Annotated in this window: 12 protein-coding genes and 3 pseudogenes; 6 read left to right on the forward strand and 9 right to left on the reverse strand. The window is 62.4% G+C overall.

The annotated features are described in order from the left end of the window. Positions 1 to 70: 70 nt before the first annotated feature. A complete protein-coding gene (locus tag C8K61_RS27310; RefSeq protein WP_371920013.1) occupies positions 71 to 892 on the reverse strand; it encodes a methyl-accepting chemotaxis protein in 822 nt (273 codons plus the stop codon). A gap of 36 nt (positions 893 to 928) precedes the next feature. Then, a pseudogene (locus C8K61_RS27315) lies at positions 929 to 1,747 on the reverse strand (cache domain-containing protein); the annotation flags it as partial. A 711-nt stretch (positions 1,748 to 2,458) separates the two neighbouring features. On the opposite strand from C8K61_RS27315, the pseudogene C8K61_RS27320 reads away from it, so the two are divergent. The 3 genes and pseudogenes from C8K61_RS27320 to C8K61_RS20130 form a co-directional block, all read left to right on the forward strand. Continuing rightward, positions 2,459 to 3,412 (forward strand): annotated as a pseudogene (locus C8K61_RS27320) (HAMP domain-containing protein); the annotation flags it as partial. 345 nt (positions 3,413 to 3,757) lie between these two features. Further along, a pseudogene (locus tag C8K61_RS27325) lies at positions 3,758 to 4,270 on the forward strand (methyl-accepting chemotaxis protein); the annotation flags it as partial. Positions 4,271 to 4,458: 188 nt separating this feature from the next. Further along, complete coding sequence (locus C8K61_RS20130; protein WP_108098078.1) at positions 4,459 to 5,055, forward strand: NADPH-dependent FMN reductase; 597 nt, start codon at positions 4,459 to 4,461, stop codon at positions 5,053 to 5,055. 159 nt (positions 5,056 to 5,214) lie between these two features. Here C8K61_RS20130 and C8K61_RS20135 read toward each other — a convergent pair whose 3' ends face one another. The 7 genes from C8K61_RS20135 to C8K61_RS20165 all read right to left on the reverse strand — a co-directional run bounded on the left by C8K61_RS20135 (position 5,215) and on the right by C8K61_RS20165 (position 10,394). Next, a complete protein-coding gene (locus C8K61_RS20135; protein WP_108098079.1) occupies positions 5,215 to 6,537 on the reverse strand; it encodes a sensor histidine kinase in 1,323 nt (440 codons plus the stop codon). Next, entirely contained in the window at positions 6,534 to 7,202 is a 669-nt protein-coding gene (locus C8K61_RS20140; protein WP_108098080.1) for a response regulator transcription factor, read from the reverse strand. The genes C8K61_RS20135 and C8K61_RS20140 overlap by 4 nt, the downstream gene beginning before the upstream one ends. Continuing rightward, the gene (locus C8K61_RS20145; RefSeq protein ID WP_108098081.1) at positions 7,202 to 7,537 is read right to left on the reverse strand and encodes a PepSY domain-containing protein; all 336 of its coding nucleotides are present in this window, start codon (positions 7,535 to 7,537) and stop codon (positions 7,202 to 7,204) included. The genes C8K61_RS20140 and C8K61_RS20145 overlap by 1 nt, the downstream gene beginning before the upstream one ends. Then, positions 7,537 to 7,845, reverse strand: coding sequence for a PepSY domain-containing protein (locus C8K61_RS20150; RefSeq protein WP_108098082.1), 309 nt, complete (start codon positions 7,843 to 7,845; stop codon positions 7,537 to 7,539). The genes C8K61_RS20145 and C8K61_RS20150 overlap by 1 nt, the downstream gene beginning before the upstream one ends. 179 nt (positions 7,846 to 8,024) lie before the next feature. Continuing rightward, positions 8,025 to 8,585, reverse strand: a complete 561-nt coding sequence (locus C8K61_RS20155) for a glutathione peroxidase (protein ID WP_108098083.1) — start codon at positions 8,583 to 8,585, stop codon at positions 8,025 to 8,027. Between the two features lie 183 nt (positions 8,586 to 8,768). Further along, positions 8,769 to 9,968, reverse strand: coding sequence for an MFS transporter (locus C8K61_RS20160; RefSeq protein ID WP_108098084.1), 1,200 nt, complete (start codon positions 9,966 to 9,968; stop codon positions 8,769 to 8,771). Positions 9,969 to 9,980: 12 nt separating this feature from the next. Next, positions 9,981 to 10,394, reverse strand: a complete 414-nt coding sequence (locus C8K61_RS20165; protein WP_108098085.1) for a MarR family winged helix-turn-helix transcriptional regulator — start codon at positions 10,392 to 10,394, stop codon at positions 9,981 to 9,983. A 160-nt stretch (positions 10,395 to 10,554) separates the two neighbouring features. On the opposite strand from C8K61_RS20165, the gene C8K61_RS20170 reads away from it, so the two are divergent. The 3 genes from C8K61_RS20170 (at position 10,555) to C8K61_RS20180 (ending at position 15,319) form a co-directional block, all read left to right on the forward strand. Then, on the forward strand, positions 10,555 to 11,538 hold the full coding sequence (locus tag C8K61_RS20170; RefSeq protein WP_256589496.1) for a hypothetical protein: 984 nt from the start codon (positions 10,555 to 10,557) through the stop codon (positions 11,536 to 11,538). Positions 11,539 to 11,758: 220 nt separating this feature from the next. Continuing rightward, entirely contained in the window at positions 11,759 to 13,900 is a 2,142-nt protein-coding gene (locus C8K61_RS20175) for a type I secretion system permease/ATPase (RefSeq protein WP_108098087.1), read from the forward strand. Positions 13,901 to 13,903: 3 nt separating this feature from the next. After that, positions 13,904 to 15,319 (forward strand): HlyD family type I secretion periplasmic adaptor subunit, encoded by a 1,416-nt coding sequence (locus tag C8K61_RS20180; protein ID WP_108098088.1) that lies wholly within the window; start codon positions 13,904 to 13,906, stop codon positions 15,317 to 15,319. Positions 15,320 to 15,356: the final 37 nt, after the last annotated feature.

The raw sequence follows: 15,356 nt of genomic DNA on the forward strand, positions 1-15,356 counted from the left end.
CAGATTGTAAGGTCCGTAGGAGCGGCCGGTCCGGCGCTCCGGTCAGCCGCGATGCGGTGGAAGGTCGAGATCAAATCCTGAACTGCTTCACCAACGTCCCCAACCGATTGCCCAAGTCCGCCAAGCTGCGGGCACTTTGCGCGCTCTGCTGGGTCTCGTCGGCCACCCGTTCTACCGCGCCGGCAATCTGATGCACGCTGCGGTTGATCTCTTCGGCGACGGCGGTTTGCTCCTCGGCGGCGCTGGCGATCTGCGCGTTCATGGCGTTGATGGTGGCGATCAGTTCGGCAATCGCATCGAGTGACGAGCCGGCCTGGTTGGCTTGCTGGCTGGTGACATCGCCGGCTTCGCTGGAGCGGCGCATGGCGGTCACGGCATCTTCGGTGCCTTTTTGCAGGCGGTCGATCATGCCCTGGATTTCCTGGGTGCTCTGTTGCGTGCGGCTGGCCAGGGCGCGGACTTCGTCGGCGACCACGGCAAAACCGCGCCCGGCTTCCCCGGCGCGCGCCGCTTCGATGGCGGCGTTGAGCGCCAAGAGGTTGGTCTGTTCAGCAATGGAGCGGATCACCCCCAGCACGCTGACAATCGATTGCACGTCCTGTTGCAGACTGTCGAGCGAGGTGCCGCTGCTGCGGATATCACCGACCAGGGCGTGAATGCGGCTGATGCTGCCATCCACCACCTTTTTCGCCGCCTGGCCTTCCTGGTCGGTTTGCTGGGCGGCGTTGGCCGCGCCCTGGGCGCTTTGCGCCACCTGATGGGCAGCGGCGGACATTTCGTTGATGGCGGTGGCCACCTGATCGGTTTCGTGGCGCTGGCTGGCCATCGCCTGGTCGGCACGTTGGGTCTGGGCCGACACCTCGCTCACCAGGTGGGTGAGCTGGCCGGTCATTTCCACAATCTGCCGCACCAGGCCATGAATCTTGGCGACGAAGGCGTTGAACGAACCGGCCAGTTCACCGAGCTCGTCCTGGCCGTTGACCGGCAGGCGTTTGGTCAGGTCGCCATCACCGGCAGCGATGTCGTCGAGATTGTTCTTGATCTGCTGCAACGGCCGCAGAAAGGCATTACCCAAGGCCATGCCGGCGATGCCGAAGATCACCAGCAACACCAGGGCGATCACCACAATGCTGGTGACGATGGTGCTGATGCGCGCCTTGATCTGATCCTGCACTTTGGCCACGTCGGCCTCGACGCCATCCAGGTTGATCGCGGTGCCCAAGGCCATATCCCATTTCGCCAGGTAAACGTTGTAGGCCAGCTTGGGTACCAGCACTTTGTCGTTGGTGGGCAACGGCGAGGAATAGCGCAGGTAGTTGCTGCCGTTCTTGGCCACGTTGTAGAGCTCGCGGTTGACGAACACGCCGTTGGGGTCTTTGCGGTCGGCCAGCACCTTGCCGACATCCAACGGGTTGTCGCCACGGAACAGCCGCACGATGTTGGCGTCATGGCCGAAGAAGTAGCCGTCTTTGCCGTATTTGATTTTCGACAGAATAGTGATGGCCTGTGCGCGGCTGTCCATATCGCCTTGAGCGGCAGCATCGTAAAGGCTTTGTACCGAACCCAGAGCAATCTGCATGTAGTTCTGCAGTTCTTGCTGGCGCTCCTGAATCAGGCGTTCGCGGGTTTCTTTCACCTCGCCATCGGCCAGGCTGAGCAGTACCTGGGTGGCGGCGCCACTGAGCACCACGGCAAATAAAAGTACGGGCACCAGGGCCAGCAGCATCACTTTGGTCTTCAGACGCATGATCACTCCTTTAAACAGCGCACCGTCAGGCAACGGCAGTCCTGTTGTATCGGCGCTTGTTGTTATGGCTGTAGGCGAAACCTGTAATTCAGTTCAGACCATTAGCGACAGAATCGTCAGTTTTTTTAACCTCTAGCCAATGAATCGGTCGTGTCTCTGTCAACAAAAATCCTCTGCATGCTCCACAAATATCCGTTCAATATTTCAACCAGGCGTGTGCATAATTCTTTCCTGCCTATTTGGCGGGGCACGACCAAGCCCCGGATTACCTAATCTGCAAGCAGGTATCGGTGCACCACGAACAACCTTCGCGCATCAACAAAGCGCCGAACTGTGCCGATATGAGTCCTGCATTCCGACGTTTCAGAAGAGAACCTCCTTATGCTTAGCCGTCTCTCAATCCAGTGGAAAATCACGCTGCTCGCCGGCCTTTGCCTGCTGGTCATCGTCACCCTGTTGGTCGGTACGTCGCTGTATCAAGCCAAAAGCACTGCCGAGGTGGTCAAGGCCTCCAGCACCGGCATGCTCGAAGAGGCGGCGCAAAAGCGCATGGCGGCCCGAGGTGAAACCCAGTCGCTGCGCATCCAACGGTATTTCATGGATGCCTATCAGTACGGCAATGGCTTCACCCGCCAGGTGAAAATGCTCATCGCCCAGGCCAAGGCCCATAGCATCGACGCCGGTGCGATCCGCACCGACCTCTCCGAACAAATGCACACCGCGCTGCAGGGCAACGGCAATCTGCTCGGACTGTACGTGGTGTTTTTGCCCAACGGCCTGGATGGCCAGGACGCACAATTCGTTGGTCAGGACGCGTTGGGCAGTAACGACATAGGCCGCTTCGCCCTGTACTGGTCACAGTCGAGCAGCGGCGAACTGGAACCCGAGGCAATGAAAGAGGAGCTGCTCAACGACACCACCGTGATGAGCAACGGCACCCCCTACAACTCCTGGCTGACCTGCCCGCTGGACAGCAAAAAGACCTGCGTGCTCGACCCCTATATCGATGAAGTCGACAAGGTCAAAACCCTGATGACCAGCATCGCCTTCCCGGTGGAAGTGGATGGCAAAGTGGTCGGTGTGGTGGGCGTCGATATCAGCCTGGCCAGCCTGCAAGAGATCAGCAACAAGGCCAATAAAGAGTTGTACGAAGGCCAGGGCCACGTCAGCATCATCAGCCCGCTGGGCCTGTTCGCCGGTCATAGCCGCGACGCCTCTTTGCTCGGCAAACCGTTGAGCGCAGGCTTCGGCGAGCACGGCAACGAACTCACCCGCCTGACCGCCAGCGCCCAGTCCCAGGTGCTGCATGAAGGCGAGATGCTGCAGGTGCTGGAACCGCTGCAGCCGATCCCGGAATCGAAGCCCTGGAGCGTGTTGATCGAGGTGCCGGAAAAAGTCCTTACCGTACCGGCGAAAAAACTCGAAGCCGAGTTGGACAGCCGCCGCACTGGCGACAGCGCCCTGGCCCTGCTCGGTGGCCTGGTCGCTGTGCTGCTGGGCTTGTTGTTGATGTGGCTGACAGCCCGTGGCGTGACCCGGCCGATTCTCAGCGTGGCCGCCATGCTGCAGAACATCGCCACTGGCGAAGGCGACCTGACCCGCCGCCTCGATTACGCCAAGCGCGACGAACTGGGCGAACTGGCTGGCTGGTTCAACCGCTTCCTCGACAAGCTGCAGCCGATCATTGCCGACGTGAAAAGCTCGGTGCAGGACGCCCGCGGCACCGCCGACCAGTCCTCGGCCATCGCCCGCCAGACCAGCTCCGGCATGCAGCAGCAGTACCGTGAAGTCGACCAGGTGGCCACCGCCTTCCAGGAAATGAGCGCCACCGCTCAAGACGTCGCCCACAACGCTGCCCAGGCCGCCGAAGCCGCACGCAGCGCCGACGATGCCACCCGCGAAGGCCTCGGCGTGATCGGCCAGACCACCAGCGCCATCGAGCTGCTGGCCAATGAAATGAACGTGGCCATGGAAGAAGTCCAGGGCCTGGCCAGCAGCAGCCAGCAGATCGGCTCGGTGCTGGAAGTAATTCGCTCGATTGCCGAACAGACCAACCTGCTGGCGCTTAACGCCGCCATCGAAGCCGCACGCGCCGGGGAAGCCGGGCGTGGTTTTGCCGTGGTCGCCGATGAAGTACGCAACCTGGCCAAACGCACCCAGGACTCGGTGGAAGAAATCCGCCAGGTGATCGAGGGCCTGCAGAACGGTACCCGCGAAGTGGTCAGCAGCATGGGCAGCAGCCACCGCCAGGCGCAAGCCAGCGTGCAGCAGGTGGAACTGGCCGTCAGCGCGCTGCAACGCATCAGCGATGCCGTGGGGGTGATCACCGACATGAACCTGCAGATCGCCAGCGCCGCCGAAGAACAGAGCTCGGTGGCCGAAGAGATCAACCGCAACGTCGCCTCGATTCGCGACGTGACCGAATCGATTTCGGCGCAGGCCGATGAATCGGCACAGGTCAGCCAATCGCTCAACCGCCTGGCTAACCACCAGCAGGCATTGATGGATCAGTTCCGGGTTTAACCAGCAACAACATCATCGCGGCTAAAGCCGCTCCTACGAGATCGCACATTTCGTAGGAGCGGCTTTAGCCGCGATGCGCTTCTGGCGCCATCCAATCCCTAGTCTGACGCTTCTCCCCTTGCCGCAAGCGCGCGCTCTGGTTAGCCTGCGCGCTGTCTATTTCGCCCCTTACCGCCAAGGATTTGCAGATGCTCAACTACGCCATCGTCGCCGGTTCCAGCCGCAACAACAGCCAGTCGGCCAAGGTTGCCCACTTCCTTCAGCAACGCCTGATCGACCTGCAGCTGACCACCGCGGCCACCAGCAACGTCATCGACCTGGGCACCGGCCCCCTGCCCCTGTGGCCAGCCGAAGACAGCGGCCCGTGGGCGCAATACGCCGAACAGCTGAAAGCCGCCGACGCGGTGATCGTTATCGTCCCCGAGTGGAACGGCATGGCGTGTCCGGCGATCAAGAACTTTTTCATCTACACCAGCAAGGCCGAACTGGCGCACAAGCCAGGGCTGTTGGTTGGCGTTTCGGCAGCCGTCGGTGGCCCGTACGTGATCAGTGAAATGCGCGCCTCCAGCTACAAGAATTGCCGCGTCAACTACCTGCCCGAGCACATTCTGGTGCGCCATTGCGGCGGCGTATTGAACGGCCCGGAAGCGGCCAGCGAAGACGACCAGCGCCTGCGTGCGCGCATCGACTACGCCCTGGATATCCTCGGCAAATACGCCGTGGCATTGAAGCCGGTGCGTGAAGCGATCGACATGAGCAACCCGGGCTTTGCCAACGGGATGTAAACCGGGAACCTCACGGCAAACATCCGTCGTCCCAGCGCAGGCTGGGCCCCAGAGTAGTGGCTGTCACACGGTAGGCGTACGACAGAAAAATCTGGATCCCAGCCTGCGCTGGGATGACGGAGTAAAGGCCCAAACCGGAGTCGGGGGTACCCGGAGAAACTACGGATTGGGTAGTTCAACACTCACCCGCAACCCACCCCACGGGCTGTCGAGCATCTCGATCCGCCCACCCCACGCCTCGACAATATCGCGCACGATGCCCAGGCCCAGGCCATGGCCTTGCACCTGTTCATCCAGCCGTGTGCCCCGCTCCAGCACTTCGCGGCGGCGCACTTCATCGATGCCCGGCCCGTCGTCATCCACCCACAACAGGTAACCGGTGCCTTCTCGCTGAATACTCAGTTGCACCTTTGAGTCGGCCCATTTGCAGGCGTTATCCAGCAGGTTGCCGAGCATTTCCAGCAGGTCTTCACGGTCCCGGGGCAGGCGCAAACCGGACGGCGCTCGCCACGTCAGGTCCAGCCCACGGTTATGGATCATGCCCAGGGTACTGAACAGCCCCGGCAACTCTTCATCGCAGTCAAATTGCGCGCCCGGCAGTGCTTCACCGGCCAGGCGCGCACGGCCCAGTTCGCGGCTCAGACGCTGTTCGATCTGTTGCAGCTGCTCGCGCAAGGTGGCTTGCAGGTCGGGATGGGCTTTGAGTTCGTCGCGCTCCGCCAGGCTGACCAATACCGCCAGCGGCGTTTTCAATGCATGCCCCAGATTGCCCAGGGCGTTGCGCGAGCGCAGTAGGTGTTCTTCGGTATGGGCCAGCAGGTGGTTGATCTGGGTCACCAGCGGTTCCAGTTCCAGCGGCACGTCTTTATCCAGCGCCGAGCGCTGCCCTTGCTGCAGCTGTTGCAGCTGTTGGCGCACCCGTTCCAGCGGGCGCAGTGAGTTGCGCACGGTCAGGCGTTGCAGCAGCAGAATCAGCAGCAAGGCGCCGGCACCGACGCCCAGGCCGACGTATTGCACCTGGCGGAAGCTGGCGAGAATCGGGCTGTAGTCCTGCGCCACGGTAATCGACATCTGCTGGCCGTAACGGCGGTAGTCGGCGCGGTAAGTCAGCAGCTGTTGCTCGTTGGGGCCTTTGCCCAACTCGTCCTGCAAGCCAGGTTCGCTCGCCTCTGCCAGATCCCAGTCCCACAACGAACGCGAGCGCCAGGGCGCTGGCGTGCCGCTGGCAAAATCAATGCGGAAATAGCGGCCGGAAAATGGCTGTTCGTACGCGGCTTGAATGCGCTGCTCATTGAGCTGCAACCCCGTGGGACCGCGCACGGTGGCAACCAGCAGGGTCTCGGTGTGATGGCGCAAGCCGGACTCCAGATAACGGCGCAACGCCAGGTCCAGCAACCACAGGCTGCTCTGCGCCAGCAACAGACCGACCACCAGCAACACGCTGACCAGGCCGAGGCTGAGTCGGCGCTGGATCGACTTCATGCGCCCAACCCGGCAAAGCGGTAACCCTGGCCGCGGCGGGTTTCGATCACCTCGCGGCCGAGCTTGCGGCGCAGGTGATTGACGTGCACTTCGAGCACATTGGAGTCGCGCTCGGTTTCACCGTCGTAGAGGTGTTCGGCCAGGTGGCTTTTCGACAACAGTTGCTGCGGGTGCAGCATGAAATAACGCAGCAGGCGGAATTCGGCGGCGGTCAGTTGAATCTCTTCACCCTCGCGCAACACGCATTGGCGGGTTTCATCCAGTTGCAGGCCGGCCGCTTCCAGGTGTGGCTGGTTGGCCAGCCCCTTGGAACGGCGCAGCAACGCCTGAATGCGCAGTTGCAGTTCTTCCGGGTGAAAGGGTTTGCTCAGGTAGTCGTCGGCGCCGGCTTTCAGGCCATCGATGCGTTCGGCCCAGGAACTGCGTGCGGTGAGAATCAGCACCGGCGTCGCCAGGGCGCCGGCGCGCCAATCGCGCAGCACCTCGAGGCCCGGTTTGCCCGGCAGGCCGAGGTCGAGAATGATCAGGTCATAGGGCTCAGTGGCACCCTGATGCACGGCGTCGCGGCCATCGGCCAGCCAGTCCACGGCATAGCCCTGGGCACCGAGGCTGGCGAGCAATTCGTCAGCCAAGGGCACATGATCTTCCACCAACAACAGCCGCATCAGTCGTCTTCCTTGTCCTTGAGAATGCGCCCGTCGCGCACATCGATTTCCAGCTCACGGACCACGCCATCGGTGGTCAACAGTTCGATTTCGTACACCAGCACGTCGTCCTCTTCCTCCAGCTCAGCCTCCAGCAACTTCGCCCCGGGGTGACGCGCCAGGGCGGGTTGCAGCAGCTGTTCCAGCGGCAGAATGCGGCCTTCCTGGCGCAGACGCAGTACCTCGTCCTGGTCCAGATCGCGGGCGTGCACGGTGAAACTCAGGGTCAGCACGGCCAGGACCAGGGCGACGATACCGCTGTAGCGCAGCAGCCATTTACTTACGGGCTTGCTCATTACTTGTCTTGATGGTCTTTCAGGATCTGGCCGTTGCTGGCGTCCAGCTCCAGATCCCATTCCAGGCCCTGAGCGTCACGCAGTTCAACCTGGTAAATGTAGCGGCCGTATTCTTCTTCCAGCTCGGTTTCTTTCACGGTCGAGCCTGGGTGTTTGGCAATGGCGGCGGCATTGAGTTTCTCGAACGACTGAATGGTGCCGGCATCACGCAGTTTCAGCGCTTCGTCCGGACCCAGGTCACGGGCTTGGGCCAGGCCTGCAGTGGCGGTCAGGGCGGCAATGGTAAACAGGGCAGTGAACTTGTTCATGGGTTCGTTCCTTTTCTTCAGTTAGGTGTTTTGCTTTCGACGGGGATCACCTTATCGCCCGCCGCTTAACTGAAGCTTAAAACCCGTAAGGTTGGAGAAATTGCGTTTCCAGGGATCGCGGCTGAAGCCGCTCCTACGACGTTGCACAATCCGTAGGAGCGGCTTTAGCCGCGATGCTGTTAAGGCTTGGACGCAATCGCCTTGGCCAGCGCCGCCTGCAGATCCGGATCATCGGGTTTGGTCAGGCTGGAGAAGCTGGCCACCACCTTGCCCTGACGGTCCACCACGTATTTATAGAAATTCCAGCGCGGTGCACTGCTCTGTTCGGCTAGGTCTTTGAACAGCGGAATGGCTTCATCACCTTTGACGTGCTGCGGCTCGACCATGGTGAAGGTCACGCCGTAATTGACGTAGCAGACCTTGGCGGTCTCGGCGAGGTCGGGGTCTTCCTGGTTGAAGTCATCGGAAGGTACGCCGAGCACTTCCAGGCCCTGGTCCTTGTGGCTTTTGTACAGTGCTTCGAGGCCTTTGAACTGCGGGGCAAAACCACAGTGGCTGGCGGTGTTGACCACCAGCAGCGGCTTGCCGGCAAAGTGTTCGCAGAGGTTGATCTGTTCTTTGTTTTTGTCGCGCAGCTTGGGCAATTCGCCCTGCAGCAACGACGGGCATTCGGCCGCCAGCAGGGGCAGCGAGAACAACGACAGAACGACAGCAGGCAGGAGGACGCGACGCAGGCTCATGGTGGTAACGCTCGGTGGCCGGAAGACAGTCAGGTCACGCTACCCGTCATCCCCCATGGCGTCAAAGGCAACTGCCCAGGCCCAATTGCAACAAGGCAAGACCACCTTGCTGCCAGCCCCACCAGACCAGCGCGAGGACCAGCGCAGCCGCTGTCGCGCCGCCCCCCCAGGTGACTGCGCGACTCATGCCGGGCTCATCCGCAAGCGCTCCACCGGCTGCTCACGCACCGGCCAGTTGAGCGCGGCGGCGATCAGGCTGAGGGCGATGGAGATTTGCCAGACCAGGTCGTAGCTGCCGGTGCGGTCGTACAGATAACCGCCCATCCAGCCGCCGAGGAAGGCGCCCAACTGGTGAAAGAGAAACACGATCCCGGCCAGCATTGACAGGTTGCGCACGCCGAACAGCGTCGCCACCGTGCCATTGGTGAGCGGCACGGTAGACAGCCAGAACACCCCCATCAATACGCCGAAGGTGTAGGCCGTGAACAGGGTCACCGGCACACTGATAAACCACACCAGCACCACCGCCCGAGCCAGGTACAACGCCACCAGCAATCGCGGCTTGGACATGCGCCCGCCGAGCCAGCCGGCCATATAGGTACCGAAAATATTGAATAGCCCCACCAGCGCCAACACCGTGGTACCGACTGCGGCTGGCAGGTGCTGATCCACCAGGTAGGCCGGCAAATGCACGCCGATAAACACCACCTGAAAGCCGCAGACAAAAAAGCCCAGCGACAACAGCCAGAAACCTTTGTGTACCGCCGCTTCACGCAGCGCTTCGCCAAGGCTTTGCTCATGGCCAAGCACTGGCAGCGGTTTGTCCTTGAGCATCGCCACCAGCGGCACGATCAACGCCGCCAGGCCCCCCAGGGCCATCAACGCCACCGACCAACCCAGCCAGCCGATCAGCCCCAGGGTGCCGGGCAACATGGCGAACTGACCAAACGAACCGGCGGCCGCCGCGATGCCCATGGCCATGCTGCGTTTCTCCGCCGGCACCGCGCGACCGACCACCCCGAGCACCACGGAAAAGGTGGTGCCCGATAAACCCAAGCCAATCAGCAAACCGGCGCTGAACGACAGCGAACCCAACGAATCGGCCGAGGCCATCAACACCAGGCCCAGCGCATACAGAATGCCGCCGACCACCATCACCCGCGCCGCCCCATAACGATCGGCGAGCGCCCCGGCAAATGGCTGCGACAAGCCCCACAGCAGGTTCTGCAGGGCGATGGCAAAAGCAAAGGTCTCACGTCCCCAGCCGAACGCCGCACTCATCGGCGGCAGGAACAAACCAAAGCCATGGCGAATGCCCATCGACAGCGCGAGGATCAACGCCGCCCCCACGAGCACCCACTTACTTGCGCGCCATGCCGTCATTGCCCTGCTCCGCTAATCGATGGTTTCCAGGTCGTCCAGCAACAGCCAGAGCGCCTCACGTTTTTCTGCCCCCAGACGCAGCGCCAACTGCGCCTGAGCGTCTTGCCAGGCCCGCGCACCGCGCTCCAGGCGGCTCACGCCGGCCGCCGTCAATTGCACCTGACGGCTGCGCAAATCACTGCCCTCGCCCATCTGCACCAGGCCGTCGTTCTCCAGCACCTTGAGGTTGCGCCCAAGCGTGCTGCGGTCCAGGCCCATGGCCTCGGCCAGATTGGAAATGCTCGGTTGCTCAAGCCGCTGCAAATGGCTGAGCAATGAATACTGGGCGACGTTCAAGCCCAGCTCGCGCAGCGCGTCGTCGTAGACACGGGTGACGCTGCGGGCGGCGCGGCGAAGTTTGGTGCAGAGGCAATGAGTAGTCAGCATGGATGCGTGTATATACCCGCATTAGCCAGAGCGTCAATCAAAAACTTGCTCGCTGAGGGGGCGCCGCGTGCACAATCCGCGCTCGCTTGCGGCGCTGAACCGGCGCGCGGCGCACTGGTCGAACGCCTCGGGCAGGCATTGGGTAATCACGGAGATGCAGATGGGTCGTCAGTTGATCGCTGGGCTGTTGCTGTTGTGCGCCTGGCCGGCGCTTGCCGCCAACCCGCAGGTCGCCGAACTGGGCACGGCCAAAGCCCATTACCCCTTCGTGCTGTACGCCAACGCAGCGCTCGATACCCCCGCCCTGCCCGTGACCCGCGCAGTGATTCTGCTGCACGGTATCAAGCGCAATGGCAGCGAGTATTTCGACAGCGGCAGCCAACTGCTGGAAAACGCCGGCCTCGACCCCGCCACCACCCTGCTGCTGGCCCCGCAGTTTCTCACCGATGCCGACGCCGACAGCCACCCCGGCGTACCACGCTGGGCGGCCGGCCAATGGCTGCATGGCAGCCCGTCATTCAGTGGGGTGTCGGCGTTTCAGGTGCTTGATGACCTGCTGACCTTACTGGCCGACCGCCAACGATTCCCAGCGCTACGTGAGGTGGTGCTGATCGGCCACTCTGCCGGCGGCCAACTGGTGCAGCGCTACGCCGTGTTCAACCCCACCGACACCCTGCTCGCCACCCGCGGCATCCACCTGCGTTATGGCGTCGCCAGCCCGTCGTCCTACCTGTATTTCGACCACCAACGCTGGCACGCCGGCCACTGGCAAGCCAGCGCAGCCACCGACTGCCCCGGCTACAACCGCTACCGCTACGGCCTGGAAAAACTGCCGGCCTACGCCAGCCAGCAGAAACTCAGCGCCCAGCAATTGTTCCGCCGCTACGCCGCGCGCGACGTGGTCTACCTGGTCGGCGCCGACGACAACAACCCCGCCGCCCGGGTAATGGACCGCTCCTGCTCCGCCCAGTTGCAAGGCGCCACCCGCCAGCAACGCCAACTGCAGTACCTGCACTACGAACAGCAGCTGGCGCAGCAATGGAAAATACCGATCAGCCACCCGCAGGTATCGGTCGAGGGCATCGGCCATGACTCGGCAGCGCTGTTCGCAGCGCCCATTACCGCCAAAGCCTTGCTGCCGTAGGAGTTGCGGGACGTCGCACCACTCGCCAATCAGCGTTTTTTCCGGCTCTCGTTCCGGCTATTCCTGCCTGAATGAAGGCTGCCCGCTGTTCTTGCGTAGCCGCCGTCTGAATCAACCACCACGGCCTTGATCCCTCTCGACAACCGCCCAGAATCGCCTTGCACGCCACGCACAAGCCGGCAATCCGCCACGGCATTTGTGCGTATCAGCAAGGAGCGCTATGCCAGAGCACGAGCAAGGAAGCGCGAACGCCGCGCCCATGGATACCGCCCTCACCTGCCTGGTGATGTTGGCGCGCTTCCACCACCTGGCCGCCAGTCCCGAACAGTTACAGCACGACTTCGCCGAACCCGGGCGTCTGTTCGGTTACACCGAGGTGTTGCTGGCGGCCAGGCAACTGGGCCTCAAAGCCAAACGCATCCGCAGCGCTGCCAAACGCTTGCAGCAACTGCCCTTACCGGCCATTGCCCAAGACCACAACGGCAGTTTCTTCGTCCTCGCCCGCTGCGAAGGCGACAGCGTACTGATTCATGACCCACTGCTCCCAACCGCCCAACAGTTAAGCCTGCACGACCTGGCGGCACGCTGGAATGGCCACCTGCTGCTGATGCGCTCCGAGGCCAGCGTGGCGAGTGAGCTGAGCAAGTTCGACTTCACCTGGTTTATCCCCGCCCTGGTCAAGTACCGCAAGCTGCTCGGCGAGGTGCTGCTGGTGTCGTTTGTCCTGCAGATTTTCGCCCTGCTGACGCCGCTGTTCTTTCAAGTGGTGATGGACAAAGTGCTAGTCCATCGCGGCTACAGCACCCTTGATGTGATCGCCGTGGGCCTGCTGGTGATCATGCTGTTCGAGACCGCGCTGAGCGGCCTGCGCACCTATGTGTTTGCCCACACCGCCAGCCGCATCGACGTCGAACTCGGTTCACGCTTGTTCCGCCACCTGATCAGCCTGCCGCTGGCCTATTTCCAGGCGCGCCGGGTGGGCGACTCGGTGGCGCGGGTGCGCGAGCTGGAAACTATCCGCAGCTTTCTCACCGGCAACAGCATCACCCTGGTGCTCGACGTGCTGTTCTCGGTGGTGTTCATCGCCGTGATGTTTGTCTACAGCGGTTGGCTGACGCTGGTGGTGCTGTTGTCGCTGCCGCTGTACTTCCTGATCTCCCTGCTGATTACCCCGGTGCTGCGCGCCAGGCTGAACGAGAGTTTCAACCGCGGTGCCGAAAACCAGGCGTTTCTGGTGGAAAGCATCAATGGCATCGACACCCTGAAATCCATGGCCGTCGAGGCGCAAGTCAGCCGCAAATGGGATAACCAACTGGCGGCCTATGTCGCCGCCAGCTTCAACACCCAAACCCTGTCGACTCTGGCCAACGAAGCGGTCGGCCTGGTCGGCAAACTGGTCACCGTCGCCACCCTGTGGCTGGGGGCGCGGTTGGTCATCGATGGCCAACTCAGCGTTGGCCAGTTGATCGCCTTCAACATGCTCGCCGGCCGCGTGGCCCAACCGATCATGCGCCTGGCGCAACTGTGGACCAGCTTCCAGCAAACCGGCGTGTCGGTGCAGCGCCTCGGCGACATCCTCAACAGCCAGACCGAATCACGCTCCGCCAACCGCAGCACCCTGCCAGCACTGCGCGGCCAGGTGGAGTTCGATCAGGTGCACTTCCGCTACCGCACCGATGGCTCAGAAGTGCTGCGCGGCATCAGCCTGAGCCTGCAGGCCGGCGAGGTGATCGGCGTGGTCGGCCGCTCCGGCTCCGGCAAAAGCACTCTCACCCGCCTGCTGCAACGCCTCTACAGCCCCGAGCGCGGGCGGGTGATGGTGGACGGCATGGACCTGGCGCTGGCCGACGTCAGCTCCCTGCGCCGGCAAATCGGTGTGGTGCTGCAAGACAACCTGCTGTTCGCCCGCAGCATCCGCGACAACATTGCCCTGACCGACCCCGGCGCACCGATCGAAACCGTGATCCACGCCGCGCAGATGGCCGGTGCCCACGAATTTATCCTGGAGCTACCCGAAGGCTACGACACCCTGGTGGGCGAACACGGCGCTTCATTGTCCGGCGGCCAACGCCAGCGCATCGCCATTGCCCGCGCACTGATCGGCAACCCACGCATCCTGATTCTCGACGAAGCCACCAGCGCTCTGGACTACGAGTCCGAACGCATCGTGCAACAGAACATGCAGCACATCTGCCAGGGGCGCACCGTAATCATCATCGCCCACCGCCTGAGTGCCGTGCGCGATGCCCATCGCATCGTGGTCATGGACCGCGGGCAGATCGTCGAGCAAGGCAGCCATGCCGATCTGCTCGCCAACCAGGCTGGGCACTACGCCCGCCTGCACCGCCTGCAGCAGGGGTGAACCATGGGTGCCAAAACCGACCTGCTCACCCGCTACCGCAACGTGTGGCGCCAGACCTGGCGCCAGCGCAAGGCTATGGCCAGCCCGCCGTACCTGCGCGACGAAATACAATTTTTGCCCGCCGCCCTGGCCCTGCAGGAACAGCCCGTGCACCCGGCACCACGCATCTGCCAATGGCTGCTGATGGCCTTCGCCGCCATTACGTTGTTATGGGCCTGCTTCGGCGAAATCGACGTAGTCGCCAGCGCCCCCGGCAAGATCGTGCCCAACGGCAAAAGCAAAGTGATTCAACCCAGCGACGTCGCCGTAGTCAGCGCCATTCACGTGCACGACGGCCAGACCGTCAGCGCCGGGCAACGACTGGTCGACCTCGACAGCCAGATCACCGACGCCGACGTGCAGCGCAGCCACAGCGAACTGCAAGCCGCCGAAGTCGACCAGGCGCGCGCCACTGCCCTACTCGACGCCATCGCCCAACAGCGCCCACCGGCGCCGCTCGCCACCCTGCTGAGCGACGCCGAACCCGCCCAACAACAAGCCGCCCAACGCTGGGTAGACGGCCAATACCAGGAACTGCGCAGCAACCTCGACCAGGTCAGCGCCGCCATCGAGCAACAAACCGCCGGCATCCGCTCAGCCCGGGTCAGCGTCGCCTCCTTGCAACAAAGCCTGCCCATCGCCCGCCAATTGGCCAGCGACTACAAGACCCTGCAGAACAAAGGCATTCTCGGCAAACACGCCTGGCTGGAACGCGAACAGGCGCGCCTTACCCAGGAACGCGAACTGCAAGTACAACAGGCCCGCGTCAGTGAACTGCAAGCCGCCCAAAAAGAAGCCGAACAACGCCGCGAAAGCGTGCTCGCGCAAAGCCGCCGAGCCATGCTCGACCTGCAACAACAAGCCGCCGCGAAAATCTCCGCTCTGCGCCAGGAACTGAAAAAAGCACAACAGCGCGACCGCCTCACCCACCTCACCGCCCCCGTCGACGGCACCGTGCAACAACTCGCCATCCACACCCAGGGCGGCGTGGTCACCCAAGCGCAGCCGCTGATGGTGATCGTGCCAAGCGACCAACCAATGGAAGTCGAAGCCCTCCTTGAAAACAAAGACATCGGCTTCGTCCACCCAGGCCAAGCCGTCGAAGTAAAAATCGAAACGTTCAACTTCACCAAATACGGCGTAATCCACGGCACCGTCATCTCCCTTTCCAGCGACGCCATCGACGACGAAAAACGCGGCTTGGTTTACAGCGCGCGTATTCAACTACGCGAGAAAAGCATACGGGTGGGAGATAGGGAAGTTGAGTTGTCGCCGGGGATGGCAGTTACAGCGGAGATAAAGACAGATAAGAGGAAGGTTATTGACTACTTCTTGAGTCCGCTTAAGGCGTATGGGAGTGAGAGTTTTAGGGAGAGGTAAAAAATTGTGAGCACACTCGAATCTGCGAAAAAGAAGA

It is taken from the genome of Pseudomonas sp. GV071 (genome assembly GCF_003050835.1).
Taxonomy (GTDB): domain Bacteria; phylum Pseudomonadota; class Gammaproteobacteria; order Pseudomonadales; family Pseudomonadaceae; genus Aquipseudomonas.

Excerpts from the sequence above, each read along its gene's own strand:
- C8K61_RS20160 (WP_108098084.1), bottom strand. The coding sequence starts at position 9,968 with ATGACGGCATGGCGCGCAAGTAAGTGGGTGCTCGTGGGGGCGGCGTTG.
- C8K61_RS20130 (WP_108098078.1), top strand. The coding sequence starts at position 4,459 with ATGCTCAACTACGCCATCGTCGCCGGTTCCAGCCGCAACAACAGCCAG.
- C8K61_RS27310 (WP_371920013.1), bottom strand. The coding sequence starts at position 892 with ATGACCGGCCAGCTCACCCACCTGGTGAGCGAGGTGTCGGCCCAGACC.
- C8K61_RS20140 (WP_108098080.1), bottom strand. The coding sequence starts at position 7,202 with ATGCGGCTGTTGTTGGTGGAAGATCATGTGCCCTTGGCTGACGAATTG.
- C8K61_RS20150 (WP_108098082.1), bottom strand. The coding sequence starts at position 7,845 with ATGAACAAGTTCACTGCCCTGTTTACCATTGCCGCCCTGACCGCCACT.
- C8K61_RS20175 (WP_108098087.1), top strand. The coding sequence starts at position 11,759 with ATGCCAGAGCACGAGCAAGGAAGCGCGAACGCCGCGCCCATGGATACC.
- C8K61_RS20180 (WP_108098088.1), top strand. The coding sequence starts at position 13,904 with ATGGGTGCCAAAACCGACCTGCTCACCCGCTACCGCAACGTGTGGCGC.
- C8K61_RS20145 (WP_108098081.1), bottom strand. The coding sequence starts at position 7,537 with ATGAGCAAGCCCGTAAGTAAATGGCTGCTGCGCTACAGCGGTATCGTC.
- C8K61_RS20170 (WP_256589496.1), top strand. The coding sequence starts at position 10,555 with ATGGGTCGTCAGTTGATCGCTGGGCTGTTGCTGTTGTGCGCCTGGCCG.
- C8K61_RS20135 (WP_108098079.1), bottom strand. The coding sequence starts at position 6,537 with ATGAAGTCGATCCAGCGCCGACTCAGCCTCGGCCTGGTCAGCGTGTTG.
- C8K61_RS20155 (WP_108098083.1), bottom strand. The coding sequence starts at position 8,585 with ATGAGCCTGCGTCGCGTCCTCCTGCCTGCTGTCGTTCTGTCGTTGTTC.
- C8K61_RS20165 (WP_108098085.1), bottom strand. The coding sequence starts at position 10,394 with ATGCTGACTACTCATTGCCTCTGCACCAAACTTCGCCGCGCCGCCCGC.